General features: G+C 64.9%; 17 protein-coding genes. 6 read left to right on the top strand and 11 right to left on the bottom strand.

What is annotated here, in order from left to right; all coding sequences use genetic code 11:
- The 3 genes from ACN9MW_RS15130 to ACN9MW_RS15120 all read left to right on the top strand — a co-directional run bounded on the left by ACN9MW_RS15130 (position 1) and on the right by ACN9MW_RS15120 (position 2,488).
- Positions 1-537, top strand: a complete 537-nt coding sequence (locus ACN9MW_RS15130) for a hypothetical protein (RefSeq protein WP_426171914.1) — start codon at positions 1-3, stop codon at positions 535-537.
- A 323-nt stretch (positions 538-860) separates the two neighbouring features.
- Complete coding sequence (locus ACN9MW_RS15125; RefSeq protein WP_426171912.1) at positions 861-1,628, top strand: NF038132 family protein; 768 nt, start codon at positions 861-863, stop codon at positions 1,626-1,628.
- On the top strand, positions 1,625-2,488 hold the full coding sequence (locus ACN9MW_RS15120) for a DUF72 domain-containing protein (protein ID WP_426171911.1): 864 nt from the start codon (positions 1,625-1,627) through the stop codon (positions 2,486-2,488). The genes ACN9MW_RS15125 and ACN9MW_RS15120 overlap by 4 nt, the downstream gene beginning before the upstream one ends.
- Here ACN9MW_RS15120 and ACN9MW_RS15115 read toward each other — a convergent pair.
- From ACN9MW_RS15115 to ACN9MW_RS15095, 5 genes are all read right to left on the bottom strand, one after another.
- Positions 2,477-3,694: a voltage-gated chloride channel family protein gene (locus ACN9MW_RS15115; RefSeq protein WP_426172204.1), complete on the bottom strand. Its 1,218-nt coding sequence runs from the start codon at positions 3,692-3,694 to the stop codon at positions 2,477-2,479. The genes ACN9MW_RS15120 and ACN9MW_RS15115 overlap by 12 nt on opposite strands.
- A complete protein-coding gene (locus ACN9MW_RS15110) occupies positions 3,690-5,066 on the bottom strand; it encodes a multicopper oxidase family protein (RefSeq protein WP_426171910.1) in 1,377 nt (458 codons plus the stop codon). The genes ACN9MW_RS15115 and ACN9MW_RS15110 overlap by 5 nt, the downstream gene beginning before the upstream one ends.
- The gene (locus ACN9MW_RS15105; protein WP_426171908.1) at positions 5,063-6,418 is read right to left on the bottom strand and encodes a TolC family protein; all 1,356 of its coding nucleotides are present in this window, start codon (positions 6,416-6,418) and stop codon (positions 5,063-5,065) included. The genes ACN9MW_RS15110 and ACN9MW_RS15105 overlap by 4 nt, the downstream gene beginning before the upstream one ends.
- Positions 6,419-6,490: 72 nt before the next feature.
- Positions 6,491-6,856 (bottom strand): hypothetical protein, encoded by a 366-nt coding sequence (locus ACN9MW_RS15100; RefSeq protein WP_426171906.1) that lies wholly within the window; start codon positions 6,854-6,856, stop codon positions 6,491-6,493.
- Positions 6,857-6,890: 34 nt separating this feature from the next.
- The gene (locus ACN9MW_RS15095) at positions 6,891-8,813 is read right to left on the bottom strand and encodes a TonB-dependent receptor plug domain-containing protein (protein WP_426171904.1); all 1,923 of its coding nucleotides are present in this window, start codon (positions 8,811-8,813) and stop codon (positions 6,891-6,893) included.
- 156 nt (positions 8,814-8,969) lie between these two features.
- On the opposite strand from ACN9MW_RS15095, the gene ACN9MW_RS15090 reads away from it, so the two are divergent.
- Positions 8,970-9,827 (top strand): MBL fold metallo-hydrolase, encoded by an 858-nt coding sequence (locus tag ACN9MW_RS15090; protein WP_426171902.1) that lies wholly within the window; start codon positions 8,970-8,972, stop codon positions 9,825-9,827.
- Positions 9,828-9,893: 66 nt separating this feature from the next.
- Here ACN9MW_RS15090 and ACN9MW_RS15085 read toward each other — a convergent pair whose 3' ends face one another.
- Positions 9,894-11,330 (bottom strand): M20/M25/M40 family metallo-hydrolase, encoded by a 1,437-nt coding sequence (locus ACN9MW_RS15085; protein ID WP_426171901.1) that lies wholly within the window; start codon positions 11,328-11,330, stop codon positions 9,894-9,896.
- Between the two features lie 195 nt (positions 11,331-11,525).
- On the opposite strand from ACN9MW_RS15085, the gene ACN9MW_RS15080 reads away from it, so the two are divergent.
- Positions 11,526-11,957 carry a hypothetical protein gene (locus ACN9MW_RS15080; RefSeq protein WP_426171899.1) on the top strand — a complete coding sequence of 144 codons (432 nt, stop codon included), beginning with the start codon at positions 11,526-11,528 and terminating at the stop codon, positions 11,955-11,957.
- Positions 11,958-12,030: 73 nt separating this feature from the next.
- Here the strand turns inward: ACN9MW_RS15080 and ACN9MW_RS15075 are convergent, their stop codons facing one another.
- Positions 12,031-12,714 (bottom strand): hypothetical protein, encoded by a 684-nt coding sequence (locus ACN9MW_RS15075; protein ID WP_426171897.1) that lies wholly within the window; start codon positions 12,712-12,714, stop codon positions 12,031-12,033.
- Between the two features lie 193 nt (positions 12,715-12,907).
- Here ACN9MW_RS15075 and ACN9MW_RS15070 point away from each other — a divergent pair, with 193 nt between their 5' ends.
- On the top strand, positions 12,908-14,389 hold the full coding sequence (locus ACN9MW_RS15070) for an FHA domain-containing protein (RefSeq protein WP_426171896.1): 1,482 nt from the start codon (positions 12,908-12,910) through the stop codon (positions 14,387-14,389).
- On the opposite strand, the gene ACN9MW_RS15065 is transcribed toward ACN9MW_RS15070, so the two are convergent.
- From ACN9MW_RS15065 to ACN9MW_RS15050, 4 genes are read right to left on the bottom strand one after another with little or no spacing between them, the layout of a single operon-like run.
- Complete coding sequence (locus tag ACN9MW_RS15065) at positions 14,386-15,270, bottom strand: pirin family protein (protein ID WP_426171894.1); 885 nt, start codon at positions 15,268-15,270, stop codon at positions 14,386-14,388. The two genes, ACN9MW_RS15070 and ACN9MW_RS15065, sit on opposite strands and share 4 nt — an antisense overlap.
- Positions 15,267-15,674, bottom strand: coding sequence for an OsmC family protein (locus ACN9MW_RS15060; protein ID WP_426171892.1), 408 nt, complete (start codon positions 15,672-15,674; stop codon positions 15,267-15,269). The genes ACN9MW_RS15065 and ACN9MW_RS15060 overlap by 4 nt, the downstream gene beginning before the upstream one ends.
- Positions 15,675-15,707: 33 nt before the next feature.
- Entirely contained in the window at positions 15,708-18,017 is a 2,310-nt protein-coding gene (locus tag ACN9MW_RS15055) for an SUMF1/EgtB/PvdO family nonheme iron enzyme (RefSeq protein WP_426171891.1), read from the bottom strand.
- Positions 18,018-18,029: 12 nt separating this feature from the next.
- A complete protein-coding gene (locus tag ACN9MW_RS15050) occupies positions 18,030-20,219 on the bottom strand; it encodes a zinc-ribbon domain-containing protein (RefSeq protein WP_426171889.1) in 2,190 nt (729 codons plus the stop codon).
- Positions 20,220-20,477 lie beyond the last annotated feature (258 nt).

The raw sequence follows: 20,477 nt of genomic DNA, 5'->3' as shown, positions 1-20,477 counted from the left end.
ATGAAAACCCTGCTTCCCGTCGCGGCACTGGCTGCGCTCCTCACTGGCTGCGCCGGCATTGGCGCGCAGAGCTTTTACGCCAATCCATCGGCAGCGAGCCCGTTCGAGATGTGCAAGACGCTCGCGACCGGCTCGCCCGACATGAACTTTGCCAATGCCCTGCGCATGGAACTGGGGCGGCGCGGCGTTGCCGAAGCGGCCTGTCCGGAAGTCATCAAGGAACGCGAAACCTGGGTGACGGTCGGCGTAACGGCCGGCGTGGTCGCGCTCGCCGTCGCGGCCAGCAAGCATAACGATGTCAGCATTGGGGTTGGCGGCACGATCGGCCTGTACAACGACGACTGGTACTCTTCCGAGCCAACCTACGCCCCGAACACCGACCGCGAGTGGGCATGGGATCGCTACACCGGCGAGAATGGCAGCCAGATCTGGGCCTGCCGCGGCGTACAGACCGGCGCCCTCGTCGATCCATCGCGCTGCCAGGGCCGCCCGTTGGCCGATACCGTCTGGCCGGGCCCTGCCGCACCATTCAGATAGAACTTTTCCTGCTCCGCGCACTCCAAGTCCATGTCCTATATTGAACATGGGGGAAGTATGAAACCCGTTCAGAACGACACGCTGGCCGGCAGCCTGATCGCGGGAAATACCATCATGACCTTCGTGCTCAACTATGCCTCCCCACTTCGGCAAGCGGCGTTCCAACCGCCTCCGCAGCCCATCATTATTACCGTTCCTTCGCGAAACTAGCTATGGCCCTCGCCCGCACGATAGCGGCAAGCTTTCGGCGGATGCGTCCTGTGCGTGGAGAATGATGGCGTTCTCTTCGACGGGGTTGCAAAATGAAGCTAAGAAACTTTCTGATGCTTGCCGCCTGCGTGGCATCGTCAGCACTGGCTGTACCTGCTTTCGCAGGCACGTTTGACAACGGCTTGCCTGCTCCCTGGCGCTGCACCGGGATGTGCGGCACCCTGGGCGCGGACGGCGTAGTGGGCCTTGCGCCTGGTGGAGGCAGCGCCTACGGCTGGATTTCCACCTATAACTCCACAAGTGAAGTCTCGCTACCCGGCGCTGGTGGCGTTGAGGGCGCAAACAACGGTTCGATCCTGCGCTCGGTCTCGTTCATGGCCGGCGCAAACGCCGCGCTCGACTTTCGCTTCAATTACGTGACGACCGATGGTGCGGGCTACGCCGACTATGCGTGGGCGCGCCTGCTCGATGCCGATGACAAGCAAGTGGCGCTACTGTTCACTGCCCGCACCAGCGAAGACGGCAATGCCATCCCCGGCTTCGACATGCCGCCGTCCGAGGCCACGCTGACGCCTTTCCCGGTCGCCGTGGCGCCGGGCCAGACCATGTGGTCGCCGCTGGGTCCCGATTCCGACGAATGTTATGACACCGGTTGCGGCGCCACTGGCTGGGTGCGCGGCCAGTATGCCATCGCCAACGCAGGCAAGTACCGGCTTGAATTCGGCGTGACCAACTGGGATGACCGCGACTTCGACTCCGGGCTCACACTGGATGCCATCACGGTCGGCGGCGCCCCCTTGCCCATCCCCGAGCCCGGACAATACGCAATGCTGCTGGCCGGCCTGGCCATGCTTGGCACATTGAAGCACCTGGCGCGGTGATCCGTATCGGCATTTCCGGCTGGCGTTATACCCCGTGGCGCGGCGTGTTCTACCCGCCCGACCTGACCCAGGCGCGCGAGCTGGAGTTCGCCTCGCGCGCCGTTCGCACCATCGAGATCAACGGCTCCTTCTACTCGCTGCAGCGGCCCGAAAGCTACCAGGCCTGGTACGACGCCACTCCCGAAGGCTTCGTGTTTGCACACAAGGGCAACCGCTACATCACCCACATCCGCCGCCTGCGCGAACCTGATAAAGCCTTGGCCAACGTCTTTGCCAGCGGCGTCCTGCTGCTGCGGGAGAAGCTTGGCCCTTTCCTGTGGCAGTTTCCGCCCAATTTCAAGTTCGATGAAGAGCTGTTCGAGCACTTTTTCAGCCTGCTGCCGAGGGACACCGAACAGGCATCTGCCCTCGCCCGCCGCCACGAGCCTCGCATGAATGGCCGTGCCGCCACCGAAACGGACGCCAGGCGCAAGCTTTTGCACGCTGTAGAAATCCGCAACGAATCCTTCGCCGATCCTGCCTTCGTGCGGCTGCTGCGCAAGTACAAGGTGGCACTGGTCGTGGCCGATACCGCGGGCAAATGGCCCGACTACGAAGATGTGACAGGCGGCTTCATGTACCTTCGGCTGCATGGCGAGAAGGAACTTTACGCCAGCGGCTACACGCCGGAGTCCCTGGACCGCTGGGCCGACCGCATTCGTGCCTGGTCAAAGGGAGGGCAGCCGGCAGATGCAAAACTGATCACCGACAGCGCCCCGCCCAAGCGCGCCCCGCGCGACATCTACTGCTACTTCGACAACGATGTGAAAGTGCACGCGCCGTTCGACGCGCAAAACCTGGCGCAGCGCCTACTCGGCTGACGGCCGGCGCTGGGCGCGATAGATGCCGGAGTGGCCGGAAAACATGAAGGCGACCGCGCAAGCCAGCGCGGCGTATGGCCCGATTTCAGGGCCGAACAATTCCATCGCCATCACCGTGCAGGCCAGCGGTGTGTTGGCCGCGCCGGCAAACACGGCGACAAAGCCGATTGCCGCCAGCAGCGGGAACGGCAGGTGCAGGATCGGCGCCAGGGCATTGCCAAGCGTGGCGCCGATATAGAACAGTGGCGTCACTTCGCCGCCTTTGAAACCGGAACCAAGCGAGCCGACGGTGAACACGAACTTGCCCAGCCAGTCCCACCAGTCGAGCGGTACGCGGAAGGCCTCCACCATCGGCCCGATGCCGAGGCCGAGATAGCGGTAGAAGTCGATGCCGGACGCGCCGCCGGCGGCCACGGCCAGCGCGATCACCGCGCCACCAGCCAGGGGCCGCAGCGGCGCGTACGCAAAGCGCTCCTTGAACCATGCCGACAAGCCATGCGTGACAGCGGCAAAGGCCCGTCCCACCAGCCCAAACACGACGCCCGCGGCAACGATCGCGGCCAGCGCCAGCAGCAGCGGGCCGTCCGGTGCTCCCAGCGTGCCAGCAGGATAATGCGTATGCCCGACGCCCCACCAGCGCGTGACCTGGTCGGCCAGGACCGCCGCCAGCATGCAGGGATAGATCGCAGTAAAACGCATGCGCCCGATCACCAGCACCTCCAGGCCGAAGATGGCGCCGGCCAGCGGCGTGCCGAACACCGAGGCGAAACCGGCGCTGATCCCAGCCATCAGCACGGTGCTGCGATCTTCGCGCGGCAGGCGGAATACGTGGGTGAGCTGGTCGGCCAGCGCGCCGCCCATCTGCACAGCCGTGCCTTCGCGCCCGACGGAGGCGCCGAACAGGTGCGACACCACAGTGCTGCACAGGATCAGCGGCGCGAGCCGCAGCGGCACCACATTCTTCGGATCGTGGATTTCGTCGATCAGCAGGTTATTGCCCGCCTCGACGCGGCTGCCGACGTGCAGGTAGATCCAGCCGACGGCAAAGCCGGCCAGCGGCAGCAGCCACACTACCCAGCGATAGGCATCGCGCCAGGCCGTGGCCACGTCCAGCGCCAGCAGGAAAAATGCGGAAGCACTGCCCGCCAGCAGCGCGACGATGCCGGAAAGCAGGCTCCATTTTCCCAGGTAGCGCAGTCGCTTAATGATGGTCGTGTCCCTTCTTGTCGCGGGTCACTTCCATCGGCTTGACGCCGGCAGGCGGCGCTGCGTTCGGCGCGGCGGGGGCCGGCGGCAGTTCGCCAGTCCACTCGTAAGCCGTAGTGCCTTGCGGCGCCTTGTACCAGCCCGGATCGCTGTAATCGCCCTTCTTCTGGTCCGCACGCACCTTCATCAGCGTGAACATGCCGCCCATTTCGATATCGCCATACGGGCCGGTGCCGGTCATCATCGGCAGCGTGTTTTCGGGGATTTCCATCTCCATGCCGCCCATCGAACCGCCCTTGTCGCCCATCACCATATAGCCCGGCACGAGCTTGTTGATCTTCTCGGCCACGCCTTTGTGGTCGACGCCGATCAGGGTCGGCACGTTGTGGCCCATGGCGTTCATGGTGTGGTGCGATTTGTGGCAGTGGAAGGCCCAGTCGCCCGGATTGTCGGCGACGAACTCGATGGCGCGCATCTGGCCCACCGCGACATCGGTGGTCACTTCCGGCCAGCGTGCGGTTGGCGGCACCCAGCCGCCGTCGGTACCGGTGACCTCGAAGCGGTGGCCGTGGATGTGGATCGGGTGGTTGGTCATGGTCAGGTTGCCGGCGCGGATGCGCACCCGGTCGCCCTGGCGCACGACCAGCGGGTCGATCGCGGGGAAGACGCGGCTATTGAATGTCCAGATATTAAAGTCCGTCATCGTGTTGACCTTGGGGACCATGCTCCCCGGTTCGATATCGTAAGCGCTGAGCAGGAACACGAAATCGCGGTCCACCGCATGCTGGCGCGGGTCTTTCGGGTGGGTCACCCAGAAGCCCATCATGCCCATCGCCATCTGCACCATCTCGTCAGCATGGGGATGGTACATGAAAGTACCGGCGTGTTTGGCGACAAATTCATAGACAAAGGTCTTGCCAGGCTGGATCGCGGGCTGGCTCACGCCGGACACGCCATCCATCCCGCTTGGCAGCAACTGGCCATGCCAGTGCACGCTGGTGTGCTCAGGCAGTTTGTTGGTGACGAAAATGCGCACGCGGTCGCCCTCCACCACTTCGATGGTCGGGCCCGGACTCTGGCCGTTGTAGCCCCACATCTTGGCATACATGCCGGGAGCGATTTCGCGCACGACCGGTTCGGCGACCAGGTGGAACTCCTTGACGCCATCTTTCATGCGCCACGGCAGGCTCCAGCCGTTCAGGGTGACGACCGGGTTGTAAGGACGGCCATTGGGCGGCATCAGCGGCGGCGCGGTCGACGCGCTCGATTGCACAGGCGCTTCCGGCAGGCCGGCGGCGCCGGCGCGGCTCACCAGGCCTGCTCCGATCAGGGCGGCAGCGCCATTTGCGAGAAAAGTTCTACGATTGCTCATTGCTGTACTCCTTTACCGCCAATCGCGGCATCCAGATTGGCGTCCGCGATCCAGTATTCCTTGAGCGCGGTGATGTAATTATTGACGGCGGTAGTCTGTTCGCGGGCATCGGCCAGCAGTTCGAACACCGACAGCAACATGCCGTTGTAGCGCAGCAGGGTCTCTTCGGAGATCTTCTGGCGCAGCGGTATCACCACATCGCGGTAATGTTTCGCCAGCTCGTAGGAAGCCTGGTAATCCTGGTCGCTTTCGCGCGCTTCGCTGCGGGCATTGACGGCGGCCGCGGCGAGCAGGTTCACCGATTGCATATAAGTCGCTTCGGCATGCGCCACGCGGGCGCCGCCCCAGTCGAACAGCGGCACCTCCAGCGAAATCTCGTAGCCGCGCGAACGGCGCTCGCCGTCCCGCTCACTGATGCCGCTCAGCTCCAGCACGTTGATGAAGCGCGTGGTTTTGGTCAGTCCGAGGGAACTGGCAGTGTGCTGCGACGACAGCCGGGCAGCCTGGACGTCAAGCCGGTCGCGCAAGGCCGCGGCCTCCGCATCGTCCACCTTGCGCGGGCTTGCCGGCAGTTCCGGCAGCCGCTCCGGCAGGCGGTAGCTGGTAGCTTCCGCGCCGGACAGGCCCAGGATGCGGGTCAGCTTTTCGCGGCTGGCGCTAGCGGCCTTGCGGGCGCGCGCCACATCGGCCATGGCGTCGGCATGGAAAGCTTCTTCGCGGGCGGCGTCGTACTTGCTCCAGTTGCCGGCCGCCTGCATGCGCCGCGCCAGTTCGCCGCTGGCTTCCGCCGCATCGCTGATCTGCTGGGCATACGCAACGCCCTGTTGCGCCGCCACCGCCTCGATCCAGGCCAGGCGGGCCTGGTGGGCCATCGAGACCGCCTCGCCCGCCAGTTCCAGCTTGACCTGCTCGAAACGCTGGGCTTCGATACGGCTGGCCAGCGGCAGCGTCAGCAGCTGGATGAAGTTCATGCTCAAGGTGCGCTCGATGGCGACTTCGCCGCCGCCATGCGTGCGCTTGAAACTGAAGCCAGGATTGGCCATGCGGCCCGCCTGCACCAGTTCCGCTTCGGCGATGCCGAGATCCCAGTAGCGGGCCTGCAGGCCGCGGTTATTCAATAGTGCGATCTGGACAGCCGCGTCGGCGCTCAGCGGCTCGGCCAGCAATTTCCTGAGCTGTTCGTCCAGCGCGCGCCGGTCATCGTCGTTGCGCAACAGGCGCGTCTCGGCGCCGCTACGGCTCTTCGTGGCTTGTGCCACTGCGCCGAAACCGCCATCGTTCGAGAACGTGGCGCAACCGGAGAGCAGCGCAGCCGCGGCGGCCATTGCCGCCAGCTTGAATGCTTGGTTCATGTTTGTCTTTCCAATGCTTGGTCGTCCTGCGCGGGGACGCAGGAATGAGCCAGCCGCCACGGCTGGCATGGATCAGGCAAGGATCGCCCGCGGCGGGCGTTTGGGAAGGGCAAGGTCGACCGGCAACGGCGGCACGGGTTCGGGCAGGCGCAGGCGCTCGGCAAGCTGCGGCTGCGATGCAGCTTGCGGCATCGCGTAGGCCGGCGCGGCGCCGACGCAGCAAGCGCCCATGGGGCTGCCATGCTGGCCTCCGGCACAATGGGCGGTTTTATCGCCGTCGTGCTGGGCGGCCGCCTGCATGGCGGCATGATCGTGTGGTCCGTCCGGCATCGCCTGTGCCGCCGGCTTGGCTGTACCGCACAGCAGCATGCTGGCCGAGGCAAAACCCTGGAAAGGCAAAGCCACCAGCATTAGCCAAAGTACAATGACACGGATCATGGATTTCATGGGCAGCGATATTAACATGCCCGCCTTAGAAGCGCCTTACCACCCTGACATAGGCGCCGCGTCCCAGCGACAGCCGGTTGTTGCCGCCGAACTCTTCGTGATCGCGGTCGAGCGCATTGCTGGCGCCCAGCGCCAACTCAAGCCCTGGCTTGACCTGCCAGTTGAAGTTCACGTCCAGCGCGGTATAGCCGGCCACCGCGGTAAAGCGCAACGGGCCGACATGGCGCAAGGTCAGGTCGAGGTCGCGCCCTTCGCCGAAGGTGTAAGAAGAGCGCAGCTTCGCCACGCGGCGGGGATCCCAGTTCCCGGTGACCGAACGGTTGCCGAAATCGGCTTCACCCGGCTTGAGCGAAAACTCTTCATGCATCAGGGTCAGGCCCGCGTTGAGCCGCCAGCCGGGCGTGACCTGGACACTGCCCCAGGCTTCCAGCCCGCGCGTTTCGCCTTCCATGCCATTGCCGATCTCGAAAACCTGCAGGGCAACCGGCTTGATCGTTCGCAGCTTGTCATACAGTGCGCGATAAACGGTGAGCGAATAGCTGGCGCGGTTGCCGAACTGCTGGCGCAGGCCGGTTTCCAGCACGCGGGCCGTCTCGGACTGGAAATTCGGCCCGCCGCTCAGCGTTCCGCGCGGGCTGGCGAAGAAAATCTCGCGGTCAACGCGTGACGGCGCCCGCACCGTGCGCGACAAGGCGGCCCACCAGGAGGTCGAGGCTGTTGCTTTCCACGCCAGGCGCAAGTTGGGGAGGAATTCCGTCCCGGTGTACTGATTGCGCTCGATGCGCAGTCCTCCCGTCAGGTTCAGTTGCTCGCTGAGGGCGACGGTGTCCTGCCCGTACAAGCTCACCCAATGCATGGCGGCGCGCTCGGGATGGAAGGCGGTACCGCTGGTGACCGCCACCTTGTCGCGCGCGAAGCGGTATTCGGCGCCGGCCGCCAGCGTATGCCGCCCAAGCGGGGCGAAGTTGTAGAGTGCCTGCAGGTCGGCCACATCCAGGTTCTCTTTGTAAACGCCGACCTGGTCGCGCTCGGTGCGATCGTAATAGGCCAGCAAGGACAAGCTGGCGCCGCCGTACAACTGGCGGCTCCAATGCCCCATCAGATTGGCGCCGCGCATGGATGCGGCAGGCAGCATGGTGACAGGGGGCGTCGGTATTTGTCCTGCGCCGATACGGTACACATCGCCCTGCACTGTCAGCGCATCGCTGCCGCGCAGCCAGTCGGCCCGAAAGCCCGCCTGCGCGTTGTGCCAGGCATCGCCCAGCGGCTTGCCGGCCAGCGTTTCGCCGTGCGGCATGGCGTAATCCATGCCATAGGCGCGCCAGGCGCCATCGTCCATCGCCGCGCCGTAACGGAAGGCTGCGCCGGACTGCGCCTGCCCCCAGCGCAGGTCGGCCATCGCGCCAAGGGTGGACGACGCGTGCTTGGTAATCACATTGATCACGCCATTGACCGCATTGGTCCCCCAAAGCGTGCCGCCTGGCCCGCTGACCACTTCGATGCGTTCAATGGCGTCCACCGGCACCTGCTGCACGTCCCAGGACACCCCGGAAAGCAGCGGCGTATACACCGAGCGGCCATCGATCATCACCAGTTGCTTGTTGGCGCTGTTGCCGGCGAAACCGCGCGCGGTAATGGTGTAATTGCCGGCAGGCGTCTGCGCGACGTGCAGGTTGGGCGCCATGCGCAGCGCTTCGGCCAGGCTGCGCGCACCGCTGCGGCGGATATCGTCGGCGGTAATCACGAAGGCGGAGGCCGGGGCGTCGCCCAGCCGCTCTTCGCGCTTTGACACGGACACCACGCGCACGTCGCTCAATTCCTCGAGCGAGAGGTTGGCAAAGTTTTCCGGCGCAGCAGCGCCGCCGGCGGCAGCGACTGCCGTTAGCGACTGGCTGCAGATGCAGCCGGTAACCAGTACCCACTTCAGTGAATCGCCTGTCTTGGGCATCGCGGCCTCTCTTCCTGGAAGCACTGTGAAAAAATCTTATCACGGAGATAGTTTTTCCCGCCACACAGATGACTTGCATCACAAAACGAATAAGCCTCGCCCGCCATATCAGGATTCTTTATAATAGTTGGGCTTGAATCATCCTACTATCTTGATATGAAGCCTGAGATCCAGGGGTTCTTCGACCCCGTAACTTCCACTGTCAGCTACGTGATTTACGAGACCGACGGCAGTGCATGCGCCATCGTCGATTCGGTGCTTGATTACGACCCGAAGGCCGGGCGCACCTCGACCACCGCCGCCGACAAGATAATCGCTTTTGTGCGCGAGCATCGGCTGACGGTGAACTGGCTGCTGGAGACTCATGCCCACGCCGACCATCTGTCCGCCGCGCCTTACCTGCAGGAGAAGCTGGGCGGCCGCATCGGCATCGGCGCCGGCATCTGCAAGGTACAGCATTCCTTCTCCGCGATTTTCAACCGCAAGGGCGAGAAAGAAGATGGATCGCAGTTCGGCCACCTGTTCCAGGCCGACGAAGAATTCATGATCGGGAGCCTGAAAGCGCGCGCCCTGCATGTGCCGGGCCACACGCCGGCCGACATGGCCTACCAGGTCGGCGATGCGGTATTTGTCGGCGATACGATGTTCATGCCCGACGTGGGCAGCGCGCGTTGCGACTTCCCTGGCGGCTGCGCAGGCGACTTGTACAAGTCGGTGCACCGCCTGCTGTCGCTGCCACCGGAAACCCGCCTGTTCATGTGCCACGACTACCCCCCAGCCGGCCGCGAGCCGCGCTGGGAAGTCACGGTGGCGGAGCAGCGCGCTGCCAACATTCACATCCGCGATGGCGTCAGCGAAGAAGAATTCGTTGCCATGCGCACCAAGCGCGACGCCACGCTGCAGATGCCGGTGCTGATCCTGCCGGCCATCCAGGTCAACCTGAGCGCAGGCCACCTCCCCGAGGCCGAAGACAACGGCGTGCGCTACCTGAAGATCCCCCTCAACGCCCTGTAAGCACAACTACAGCTCAGCCCGTGTCACACCATGGGGTCAGACCCCAAGGTGTGACACGGGCTCGGCTTATTTGAGCTGCTCGGGGGCGCGGCCGATCGGGTCGTCGGTGTTGGCCAGGTACCAGGCCAGTGCCGACATGACCGCCACGTGCTTCTTCATGTTCACCGGGTCGACCTTGTCGAAGGTGTCGGCCGGCGTGTGGTGGTAGTTGAAGTAGGCGCTGGTGTCGACGTAGGGCATGAAGGCCGGTACGCCGCCAGCTTCCAGCTGGTGCACGTCGGAGCCCGATGCCGAATCGCGGCGGTTGAACACACCGGCGCCAATCGGCAGCAAGGCGTTGCTCACCGGTGCGAAGTACTTCTCCGCTTCGCGGCGCACGCTGCCCATGATGCCGAAGGTACGGCCTACGCCGCCGTCAGTCTCGATGGCTGCGAACTGCTTTTCCAGCTTGCCCTTGTTCGCTTCGTAATAGGTGTTCCCGCCCTTCAGGCCGTTCTCTTCGTTCGCCCACGCCACCATGCGGATGGTGCGGCGCGGCTGCAGGCCCAGGCGCTTGATGGTTTCAAGCACACCCATCGAAGTGGTCACGCCCGTGCCGTCGTCGTGCGCACCGGTGGCCAGGTCCCAGGAATCGAGGTGGCCGGAAACGATCACGACTTCATCCGCCTTGTCGCTGCCCGGCAGGTCGGCGATCACGTTGAAGGTGTCGGCATCCGGCAGTATCTGCGGGGTCAGGGTCAGCTTCATCTTGACCGGGCCGCGCCTCATCAGGCGGCTGATCAGCATCGCGTCTTCCGCCGTCACCGCTGCGGCCGGGATGCGCTGCTCGTCTTTCAGGATGGTGGCGCCGGTGTGCGGCAGGCGGTAATCGGCGCCGCCAACGGAACGCACCAGTGCGGCCACAGCACCCAGCTCCGCAGCCATGCGCGGGCCGTTGGTGCGGTAGCGCGAACCCTGGCCATAGGCGTTGCCCGCCAGGCCGCGGTCCGCCATGCCCTGGTCGAAGGCCACGTCGAACAGCACGATCGCCCCCTTCACTTCCGCCGCGCGCGCTTTCAGTTCATCGAAGTCGCGCACCACGACGATCGGCGCGGTCAGGCCGGCAGCCGGGGTGGCGCCGGAGCCGCCGAGGGCGGTCAGCACCACGCGCTGGGTGATATTGGCTGGCCGGCCTTTGTAATCGACCAGCTCAGCCGTCTCTTCGCCACGCACCCAATGCGGCACCTTGACCGGCTGCAGGGTGACTTTGGCGCCCATCGCACGCATGGCGGCAGCCACCTGCTCCACCGCGGCCGCGCCGCCGACGGAACCGGACAGGCGCGGGCCGACCAGGTCGGTCAGGTCTTCCAGGCGCTGGTAGGCGTAGTCGCTCTGCATCGCGGCATCGCGGATCTTGCCCAGCGTCGCGGCGTCGTTCGGGCTGGCGGCACTGGCGATGCCGGAGAAGCCTGCGCCCAGCAGGCAGACAAACAGGGCGGAAAGTGCGGGCTTGCGGAGGTTCATGCGTTTCCTGTGAGAAGGTTAAGTTTCGCTCGGAACTTGACACAATAGCGTATTTAATAAGTTCCTGCATGGAGGGCAACTTAACGATACAAATCTCTCCCCTCTGTGGAGTTTGTAAGAATGTGTATATGCACTGGCGCAATTTTTTGCGGCTGGCTAATCTACACTCCAACAGAGATTGAAAGGGAACTTACCATGTTCAACAAACGTTTTGCCGGGCTGGTTTTGATGGGCGCAGCCCTGACCGCATCCTCCGCCGCCTTTGCCGCGGGCGACCGTGACTTCAACACCGCAGCAGGTGCCGTGATCGGCGCCGCGATCGGCAGCCAGAACGGCAGCGGCGGTGCAGTGGTGGGCGGCCTGGTAGGCGCCGCAGTTGGTAACTCCCTGCCGACCGGCCGTCACAGCCGCGGCTACGTCGAGACCCGCGTGTACTCGCAGCCGGCCCCTGTGTATTACGAGCCAGCTCCGGTCTACTACAACCCGCCTCCTCGCGTATATTACGAACCGGCGCCACGCGTGTACTACCAGCCAGCGCCTGTCTACGTGGAACCGCGCCCGGTGTACTACTACGGTGACCGCTACTACCGCGGCCACGGACACGGCCACCACCACGGCCGCTGGTAACCATAAAAAATGGGGACGCCCCATTTTCCGCGAAAGCAGAAAATGGGGGCGTCCCTATTTTTGTCCGCCGCTCTCAGCTGAAGTCAGCGTGTATTCTTGCCATCGGCAGCGCTGATTCCAGCGCCACTCGCATCGCCATCCCTGCCTCCAGTTTTCCCGGTCCCAGTTCAATCGCCTGCTGCAGCGCCAGCGCGCACATCACCGGCCAGTGCGCCGGATTGCTGCAATAACGCGCAATCACCGGCTTCACCATGGGCCAGAACAGCTGCAGGTATTCGGCAGGCAGCTCTCCTGCTGCATGCTCGGGAGGCAGGCGCGGCACCCCGAATTCCGGTGTGCCGATCGACTTGCCGACATGCGCCCAGATCTCCGCCGGCTCCACGAATTGCGTGCAGCCGTTGTGGCGGGCGGCGCCGGCCACCAGTGACCATACCGAAAATTCCATCCCGAACAGCAGCAGGCCCAGGTCTTCCGACAGGCTGTCACGCTGCGGCATCCCATGCGCGAAGGCATTGTTGCGGGCGCTGACCTGGCAGGCAAACCCGGCCAGGGCGCCCAAGGCACTCAGCAGTGATGCAGGACGATTGTCGCCGCGCGCCTGCAACTGTTCGGCGACCATGCCTGCCAGTTCGCGGCTGCCGGCTTTGGCATTTTGCATCGGGTCCAGTCGGGCACGTTCAATGGCTTGGCGATGCAGGCTTTCGCGCACCGCACGGCGGGGATCGCGCAGCGCCAACAGTTTCTTCAATAATGCCATTCCATCAACTCCTTCTCTGGTGAAGTTTATCTTACCCATTGGCAATGGCTTGGCAAAGCGTTGGGCGGCAAACCGTTGCGCTTTTGCTTCATCGGGAATACAGGGGTAAAAACACCCTTTATCGAAGGAAAGGCGTGTTGCCAAGCAACGGTGTAAACGCGTAAAGTTGCGGTATCCCTACGAACGTCCTCCCATGAACAAGTGCTGTAACCCAGACCATCCGCATTGCACCTACTGGGTCATGCCAGGGGAAAGCACTTGCGCCGGCGGCCACGCGCAGCCGGCAGCCGATGCGGAAGGCGGCAGCTTCGAGCTGCTGAGCACCATGCGCAACGCCCGCAGCGGCCCGCCGGTCGTCCCGGTCGCCGGCTATTCCGCGCCGGCACGCGTCTATCCCCAGCTGCACATCAGCGGCTTCGACCCGCGCGCCGCCGGCGGCCGCCAGTCGCTGAAAATGGAATTGCGCGGCATGCCGCAGGATTGCGCGCCGCAGCTGTCGATCCGGCTGCGCTCCGAATTGATTCCGAATGGCGTCCTGCTGCAGCAGTTCATCCGCTCTGTCCATGGCGACTGGCGCCCTGTATTCGTGGAATTCTCCTCGCGCGGCAAGGAACATGGGCAGTACCAGATCCACGCCGAAATCGTCAGCAAGGACGAGAGCTCGCAGCGCCAATGGGAATGCACTTTTGTCATCCTGGTGCCGCGGGTCGACGCCAGCCTGAACGAAATTCACCGCACCTTCCTCAGCACCCACAAGAATGTGCGCGTCATGGCCGACGATGCCGCGATTGCCCGCGTGTCCGCGCAAGGCGGCAATACCATGGACATCGACGTCACCGCCCGCAATGCCGGCATCGCCCACCTCGACCTCGGGGCGCCGCCGGGCAAGGTGGATGTTGGCTATTCGACCATCGCCTGGGATGAAGACCTGATCGAGATCGAGCAGCCGCGCAGCGGTCCTTCGCATCCCCACCCTACCCTGGCCGCAAGCTTCATCAATGCCGCCCCGGAAAATGGCGCCTGCCGCCACATCCGCCTGTTCGCGATGGAAGAAGTGTCGTTCGGCCGCTTCGAACTGGCCGATCCCGAAGCCGATGTGCTGCTGCACCACTTCAGCGCGGAAGGACCCGATTGCGCCGGCCTGACGCGCCGCCTGTCCGGCCGCCATGCCGTGATCCGCCGCACCCGCAATGGTTTCGAGATCGAAGACGTGTCGCGCTACGGGCTGCTGCTGGACGGGGTCTGGCCGGGCAAGAACAAGCCGGTGCCGCTGCGCACCGGCATGAAGATTGAAATGAGCGCCAGCATCAAGGGCATCGTGCTGCTGGAAGTGAGCGCCGTGATGCCGCACGGCGTGATACTGCACCGTATCGACGAAGGCGCGCGCGCCGAATGCTTCGTGCTGCTGGCGGCGGACACCCATCCCGGCTATCCGCTGCCGCGCCATAACGCGCTGCCGAAGGCCTCCAGCCTGCCGCTGCTGATGCACCACCAGGGCGGCTTCTGGCATGTCGACCAGCTCACCGGCAAGGAAACCGCGCTGGCGCCAACACCGAAGCAGGAAAAACTGAGCCGCATTCCGGCCCATACCCGTTTCGCCAGCGATCCTTATCCGGAGCACTGGATTGTGCGCAGCGCCGCCGCGCACATCCCGCCAGCCGAAGCTGCCGCTTAAGTCGCGGCAGAAGGCCTTTTCGGCAGCGGAATGAATTCCGTCTCGCCGGGCACCTTGGCAAAGCGCTGCGCTTCCCAGTCGTCGGCCGCCTTGAGGAGGCGCTCCTTGCTCGACGAAACAAAATTCCAGAACAGGAAACGCTGGCCGTCCAGCGGCTCGCCGCCGATGATCACGAATTGCGCATCCGTGTTTGCGCTGACCCGCTGCGAATTCGATGTGTCGAGCAGCGCCATCGTGTTTTGCGGCACCGGAGCACCATCGACGTCGACCGAACCGCTTACCGGATAGACGGCAGCTTCCGCCGGCAAGCCGCTCAGTTCCAGTTGCTGGCCCGCCTTCAGGCTCACGTCCAGGTACAGCGTCTGGCTGAAGGTCTTCACCGGCGAAACGTGGCCAAAGGCGGAACCGATCAGCACGCGCACCCTGGCGCCGTCGACCAGCATTTCCGGAATTGCCGCCGCAGGCGTATGGGCGAACGAAGGTTCGTCCTCCTCATGCGCCTTGGGCAAGGCGGCCCACAACTGCAGGCCGTGCGTGCGGTGCGGCACGCCCACCAGGTCCTGCGGAGTGCGCTCCGAATGCACGATGCCGCGCCCTGCGGTCATCCAGTTGATGGCACCCGGCTCGATGCGCTGCAAGGTGCCCAGGCTGTCTCGGTGTTCCATCGCCCCTTCGAACAGGTAGGTAACGGTGGCCAGGCCGATATGCGGGTGCGGCCGCACGTCATGGTCGGCATCGGCAGGCACGTCGACCGGGCCGAAATGGTCGAAGAATATGAATGGACCAACCGCCTGCTTCATGGCCGCCGGCAAATAGCGGCGCACCACAAAGCCGCCGCCCAGGTCCTTCTCATGGCCTTTCAGGAGTTGCGCAATGTTCATGGCAATGGCCCCAGCTTGGTGGAGATTTCGGTGGTCACGGCCGTCATCAGCTTATGCACCGGGCATTTCTGCGAGATGGCCAGCAGCTCTTCCCGCTGCTCCGCGCTCAGCTCTCCGGTCAGGTGCAGCGTAGCAGCCAGGCGGTACACGCCCTTGCGCTCTTCGCTGGCATCGCGCTCAGTGGTCACTTGCACATCTTCGACCGGAATGCCCTTGCGGCGAGCGTACCAGATGACGGTCAGCGCTTTGCAGGCGCTGACGGCGGCGTCGTACAGGTCGTGCGGCGACGGGCCGGCATCGTTGCCGCCTTCTTCGATCGTGCCGTCGACGGAGACGATGTGGTTGCGCACATGCAGGATGCTGCGCATTGGAAGCGACTGGTCGCGGGCTACTTTAACGGTCATATTGGTTTCCTGCTTGTTGATTTAGCCAGCAATTTACACCAACTTGCGCGCTACGCGGAAGCCCACCACATCGTTTGCCAGCAGTGCCGAATAGCCATTGCGCATGGCCGAACGCAGGTAGCGCGGCTGGTACAGCCATGCTCCGCCGCGCAGGATGCGGCGCGCCTTGTCGCCGCCCTGCTCCCATGCACTGCCGTCGATGGGTGCGCCAAGGTAGTTATCGTGCACCGTGTCCTGCGTCCACTCCCATACATTGCCGTGCATGTCGAACAGGCCCCATGGATTGGGCTGGTAGCTGCCCACGCGGGTCGTGCCGCCATGGCTGTTGCCTTTGGGGCCGTCGTTGTAGGTGAAATGGCCGTCGTAGTTGGCGTGTTCCGGCGTGATCTGGTCGCCGAAGCTGAACGCCGTGTGGCTGCCGGCGCGGCAGGCGTATTCCCATTCCGCTTCGCTCGGCAGGCGGTATTGCTGGCCGGTTTTCTCGCCAAGCCACTGCAGGTACAGCTGCGCGTCGTGCCAGCTGACGCATACCACGGGGTGGCGCTCATCCTGCGCAAAGCCTGGGTGCTGCCAGTCGACGTCCAGCTTCGACTGCCAGCCCGTCGCCTTCACGAAGACGCGCCACTCGCCCACGGTCACCGGATAGCGGCCCAGTGCAAAGGAGTGCTCGATGCCGACCCAGTGCGCCGGCAATTCCTTGTCCAGCGAAGTTTTCTGCGCCCCGGCCTTCACGGCAGCCTTGTGCTCATGTTCGTTGGAGCCCATCTGGAAGCGGCCGGTCGGGATCAGCACCAGGTCCGGCCCGACGCCGCTGCCATCGGTGAAGCGGTCGCGCAGCACGCCTTCCGCATCGGCTACCGGGCTGCTGGCGCTCGGCAGCAGCGCCGCCAGTTCGGCGGCCTTGCGCGCCGCCTGCTCCTTGCGGTGGCGCTCCTGCTCTGCGCGGTAGGCTGCTTCCGCCTTCAGCTGCGCCATCTTGCGCTGGTATTCTTCCTCGGCCTGGCGCGCTTTCAACGCATCGGCATCGCGGCGCGCAATCAGTTGCTGCCGCAGGCGCTCCTTGCGCTCCTTCGCTTCCTGCTCGGCCTGCGCCTTGCGCTGCTTTTCCTGTTCGCGGCGAAGCTGCTCCTGGCGCGCCTTTTCCTGCGCCGCGGCCTGCGCTTCCGCCTTGCGCCGGGCGGCCAGTTCAACTTCCTTCTGGCGCCGCTGCTCTTCCTCCTCGGCGCGGGCGATGGCATCGTTGCGGGCCCGTTGTTCACGCGCGGCTCGCGCTTCGCGTTCCTGCTGTTCCGCAGCGGCCCGTTCCTTGCTGGCTGCTTCGCGCTGCGCCGCTTCTTCGGCGTTCGGCCCGGCGGCATCCCTTAATGCGTCAAGCAGCGCGGCCACCGATTCCGGCCGCTCGCTGGCGCGGTTGGCGAAGCCGTGCTTCAATACTTCCCATTGCTGCGCGTTGAGCGCCGCCGGCTTGGGCGGCTCGAGCAGGGCGGTGGGCTGGTCGAACGGCAGGCGCCCTTCCAGCAGCTGGTAGATCATCACCGCTACCGCATAGACGTCCAGCTGCGGCCGCGGCGCGCCCTGCCCGGTGCCGGCCTCCGGCGCCCGGTAGCCGGCAGTGCCGGCATTGGGCGTCGCCATGCCAAGGTCGGTGCCGGTCGACCGCGCGCGCGAGGCGATGCCGAAATCGAGCAGCTTGATTTCGCCGGCCGCGGTCAGGAACACATTGCCCGGCTTGAGGTCGCGGTGCACCAGGCGGTGCTTGCCCCAGGCGTATTGCAGCGCATTGGCCACCGGCCGCAGCATCTGCTCGACCTGTGCCGGCGTAGCCTTGCCATGCTCCGCCAGCCAAGCCTCGAGATCCTGCCCCTCGAGGCATTCCATGATGATGAAATAGCTGGAAGTAGCGGGGTCCTGCGCCCATTCGTAGACGCGCACGATATTGTCATGCGCCAGGCGGCGCGCCTGGGTCGCTTCTTCGATCAGCAGCTTGGCGTGGGCCGGGCTTTGGGTAAGCTGCGGCGGCAGGATCTTCAGCGCAACCACGGCGCTGTGGCCCAGTTCAGCATGGGTCGCCAGGTCAGTGGCTTGCCATACCTGGCCCATGCCGCCCATGCCGATCAGGCGCTCCAGCCGGTAGCGCCGGTTGTGCGGGCCGATTTCCTGGCCGGCCATCAGGCCAAGCTCGGTGCCCTGGCGCGGGATGGCGATGGGTGCTGCCGCCCCTCCCGGCGGCGCGTATTCGGCGTCCAGGATGGCATTCTTGCGGCGGTCGAACTCTTGCAGGCTTAACAGGCCATCTTCGTGCAGGGCACGCAGTTCGCGAATCTTGTCTCGGGCTGTCTGCATCTCTCTCGTGCTTTACCTCGCCAGCGGCGCCCCGCATTCTGGACAAAATTTCGCGTCGCCGCAATCGGTCGGCACCATATGGCCATTCCGGCAACGGCGCGCCGCCGACACGCCGACGCTCGCTTGCGCCCGCAGCAGGTCGAGCTGGTGCTGGCGTTCCTTGTCGCCCACCGTGTCGCGATAAGAGCGTTCATCCCGCACTTCCTCGCGCGCCAGGCGCAGCGCCTCGGCCGTGGTGATGCTGTTCTCGGCGGCGACCACGCCGGCCAGTGCCTGCAGCTGCTCGGGCGACATCGCGGCCTGGGCCTGCTGGCGCATCAGGCGCGACAGCGCTTCGGCGTTCGGCGTCGCTGCCAGCGCAATCTTGGCCGTATCGCTCATGCGGCCGATTGCCTCCAGCCGGTCGATGTCGATGCGCGCCAGGTCGGCGGCGTGCTGCTGCTGCGCCACCATGCTGTCGTATTCCACCTTCCAGCGGTTGAAGCGCTCTTCTCGCTCCGCTTCCATCTTTTTCAGCGACTGCTGCCACTGCGCTTCCTGGTCGCGCAGTTTCAGCTGCAGGCGCTGTTCTTCCACGGCCACCTGGTCGAGCATTGCCTGGCGCGCCAGGCTTTGCCCCTGGCGCTGCTGCACGCCGTCGGCCTCGATGGTGCGCAGCAGCTTTTCATACTGGGCCACCGATTCGGCGGCTGCGCCGCTGCGCTTCAATTCTTCCAGCTTGGCGCTGATTTCGGCCACATGGACATGCGCGCTGGCGTCCTTGGCTTGCTCGCCGCGCGCCAGCTCGCGCTTGCGGGCCAGGTGCTGTTCTTCCTCCCACTCGACGATGCGCTCCGCCTCCCGATGGCGGGCGGCGTTGGCCAGGGCCAGGCCCTGGAATTTCGCCCGGTGGTGCTCGGCCTCGATCTCCTGCTCGCGCTGCGTGGCGTCGGTTTCGGCCTTGCGCAGCAGCTGGAGCTGCTTGCGGCGGTGCTCTTCGTCCTCGATGGCCAGCGCCTGCTGGACGCGGTACTGCAGCTGCTGCTGGTACAACTGGTGCGAGAAGCGCTGCCTGGCCAGTGCCTTTTCCTCAAGGCCCGCCTGCTGCGCCAGTTCCATCTCGGTGCGCATCTTGATCTGCGCCAGGCGGCGCACCTGGTCCCACTGGGCCGCCTCGCCGGCATGCAGCGACTTGTGGCGCGCCAGTTCATGTTCCAGGTCGGCCAGGGCCAGCCCGGCGCCGTGTTCGAAGGCCTGCTTGCGCGATTTGGCCGCCACGATGCGGCCATACAGGTCGATTTCGCGGGCGCGGATGGCTTGCATCTGCTCCTCGGCTTCGGCCTTCAGCTCGGCGCGCCGGAAATCGCTGCGCATTTTCTGCTCCTGGCGGCTGATGGCCTGCCATTCTTCCTCGTTGTACAGCTGGTCGAGCTGCTTGACGTGCTCCAGCTGCCGCTGGCGCTCGTCCGCCACCAGGAACAGGCTCCCCTCCCGCTCGCGGTTGTCATCGTATTTATCGTGTCGAAGTGACAAGGTTTCCACCTGCGCCGCCGCCAGGCCGAATTCGGCCAGGCGCTGGCCCAGCGCGCTGTGCAGGCGTTCGTTGAGCTGCTCGCGCAGCACGCTGGTACTGGCCATGTCGCGCACAGAACGGCTGCCCAGGAATTCGGCCGCAAGCTGGCGCATGGACGGCGCCAGCAGGTCGTGCAGCTGCAGCGTGGTGACGGTACCCGGCGCTGTCATGAAATGGCGCGCAAAGGCGGGCACGTCCTGCACCACCAGGCCGACCGTGAAATGCGCGGCCAGCTTCAGGAATTCGGCGCTCAGCAAGTCGGTGAAATTGAACTCGACAGGCAGCGGCGAGCTGCGGGTGACCAGGATTTCGCCCGGCTCGTCGCGCCGCAGCTTGCCCAGGCGCGCGAACAGGCCGTCCAGCTCGTAGTCGCCCTGCGGCACCTCGCTGACCTGTTCGCCCTGCAGGATGAAAGCGCGTGCCGCGGCCGGCACGTGCAGGGTCTTGGTGAAGAGGCCGGAGAGCTGGCGCACGCCAAAGAACACCGCCAGCTCATCGCTGGCCGGGATCCAGCGGTTGTCGCGCACCACGGGCTCGCCGCGCGGCGCGCCGAGCGACAGGCCGCAATGGCTGCAGTAGTCGGAGCTGTCGCCGTTGCGGTGCCCGCATCGCGGGCACTTCACGCCGCCAAAACCAAACATCTTGAACATTTCCCACTCCTTGTCTGACCCTGCGCCTGTCGATTGTATCAGGGCGCCATGGGCCCATTTGCCCATTACACACCTCCCTATCTTGGCACATGGGCAGCCCATCCATTCGCTCCGTATGAGGGACGATTTCCCTTCTGTTCGCGATTCGGCCGCAAAAGCCCGGCTTTTTTGCATTTCGCACCACGTTTTGGACCGCTTGTCGCACGCCGGTGGCTGGCGGCAGGCGGCATGGATACAGTGTGCACATGGATAGTCCTC

Source organism: Pseudoduganella sp. R-34 (genome assembly GCF_049904655.1).
Classification (GTDB): Bacteria; Pseudomonadota; Gammaproteobacteria; order Burkholderiales; family Burkholderiaceae_D; genus Rugamonas.
Note: the sequence above shows the minus strand (reverse complement) of the source record. Positions and strands in the feature narration are given on the sequence as shown.